The 2,277-nt window shown below is 48.4% G+C and carries 2 protein-coding genes; one reads left to right on the forward strand and one right to left on the reverse strand.

All coding sequences use genetic code 11. The annotated features are described in order from the left end of the window. Positions 1-107 precede the first annotated feature (107 nt). Positions 108-1,322: an argininosuccinate synthase gene (locus KDK18_RS07595; RefSeq protein ID WP_257254293.1), complete on the forward strand. Its 1,215-nt coding sequence runs from the start codon at positions 108-110 to the stop codon at positions 1,320-1,322. 277 nt (positions 1,323-1,599) lie between these two features. Here the strand turns inward: KDK18_RS07595 and KDK18_RS07600 are convergent. Next, on the reverse strand, positions 1,600-2,277 hold a 678-nt coding region (locus KDK18_RS07600), incomplete at its 5' end, for a hypothetical protein (protein WP_257254294.1).

Raw genomic sequence — 2,277 nt, forward strand, 5'->3', positions numbered from 1 at the left:
GATGAATTTATATTCTGGTTTAATGAATAAATATTGATTTTCAATGCTGGATCATCAATACTCTCTCACAAATCAGGTTTTACCGTATCGGGAATTGGGAGTGCTCGGTGAAAGAGATCAAAAAAGTAGTACTGGCCTATTCGGGTGGGCTGGATACCTCAGTCATTGCTAAATGGCTGGAAGATACTTATCAGTGCGATGTTGTAACATTTACTGCCGATCTGGGTCAGGGCGAAGAAGTTGAGCCTGCCAGAGCCAAGGCAGAAGCTTTGGGCATCAAAGAGATCTATATCGAAGATCTGCGTGAAGAGTTTGTACGGGATTTTGTGTTTCCGATGTTCCGGGCCAATACCCTCTACGAAGGAGAATACCTGCTGGGCACTTCTATTGCCCGCCCTCTGATTTCCAAGCGACTGATAGAAATTGCCAATGAGTCGGGGGCCGATGCCATCTCCCACGGAGCTACCGGCAAGGGCAATGACCAGGTGCGTTTTGAACTGGGTGCCTATGCCCTCAAGCCCGGTGTGCAGGTTATTGCTCCCTGGCGTGAGTGGGATCTGAATTCCCGTGAAAAACTGCTGGCCTATTGTGAAGAGCACGGTATCCAGGTTGAGAAGAAGAAAGGTAAGTCTCCTTATTCTATGGATGCCAACTTGCTGCACATCTCCTACGAAGGTGGCATTCTGGAAAATCCCTGGGCTGAAGCCGAAGAAGATATGTGGCGTTGGAGCGTATCTCCGGAAAAGGCCCCGGACCAGCCACTGTATCTGGAACTGACCTATAAGAAAGGCGACATCATTGCCATTGATGGACAGGAAATGACACCCGCAACTGTGTTGACTTACCTCAACAAAGTCGGTGGGGAAAATGGCGTGGGACGTCTGGACATTGTTGAGAATCGTTATGTCGGTATGAAGTCTCGTGGTTGCTATGAGACTCCCGGTGGTACCATCATGCTGAAGGCACACAGAGCGATCGAATCCATCACGCTTGATCGTGAAGTGGCGCATCTTAAAGACGAGCTTATGCCTAAGTATGCGAAACTGATTTACAACGGTTACTGGTGGTCTCCCGAGCGTGAGATGCTTCAGAAGATGATTGATGAAAGTCAGGAGTGCGTGAACGGTGTCGTACGACTGAAGCTCTATAAGGGTAATGTAGTGGTTGTTGGTCGTCAGTCTGATGACTCCCTGTTTGATGAGAATATTGCCACGTTTGAAGATGATGCCGGTGCTTATGATCAGGCAGATGCTGAAGGCTTTATTAAGCTGAATGCATTGAGGCTGAGAATTGCTGCCAACAAAGGGCGTAATCTTAATTAAGTGAGCGAGATATTGCTCGCGGAAATCACTTCATAATCTGCCTCCTGCTTCGGCGGTTGTATAGCCCTGGTTCCCACCCTCTCCAGTGTGGGAACCCGTGCCTTGTTTCAAATTTTAGAGCCCGTTTTTCGGAGTAAACAGATGTCTGCACAAAGAGGCTGTCTCGAAACCCTCAAACAAGTGCAATTTTAGTTTAGGTAAACAGTCTCTTTTCCAGCCCCGGGACTGCTCCTGAAAAGCCACTGAGTCCGGGGAAAGGGCAGTGTCAGATCAAGTCTTACTTATGAACTTTACCTGCTGGATTACTGCATTCATCACCTGGAGTTACACCAATCTGCTTACGTTTTCGATGTCTTCTTTTGTGCTGAGACAGGGCTTGAGCATTTTTACTGACCCTTCCGCATGGCTGCATTTGGCCGTCCTTCCCAACCACACGTATGTAGCAGATTTGTTGCCCGGTGTGCTCTTTTCTTTTGTGATACGACAGGTATTTAGCATTCTTACAGATCTCTCCGCATGGCCGCAATAGGCCGTCATCCCCAATCACGCTAACCTTACAGCTTTGTTGCCCGGTGTGGTGTATTCTTTTGTGATCCAACAGGGCGCGAGCATTCTTGCAGACCTTCCCACATGCCCGCAACTGACCATCCTCTCCAACCATTGCTAATTCACAGGATTTTTGCCCGCTGTGATATCCGATTTTGTGATCAGACAGGACTTTAGAATTCTTGCAGATTTTACCGCATGGCCGCAGCTGACCATCCTCTCCGACCACTGCTACTTCACAGGACTTTTGCCCGCTGTGTTCTCCGATTTTGTGATTTGACAAGACTCTGAAACTCTTGCAGATTTTTCCACATGGCCGCAGCAGCCCGTCCACCCCGACAACAATTGCATCACAGGTTTGTTGCCCGGAGTGATTTCTTTTTTTGTGTTCCGACAGGGCTAGAGCACT

It is taken from the genome of Endozoicomonas sp. SESOKO3 (assembly GCF_024606255.1).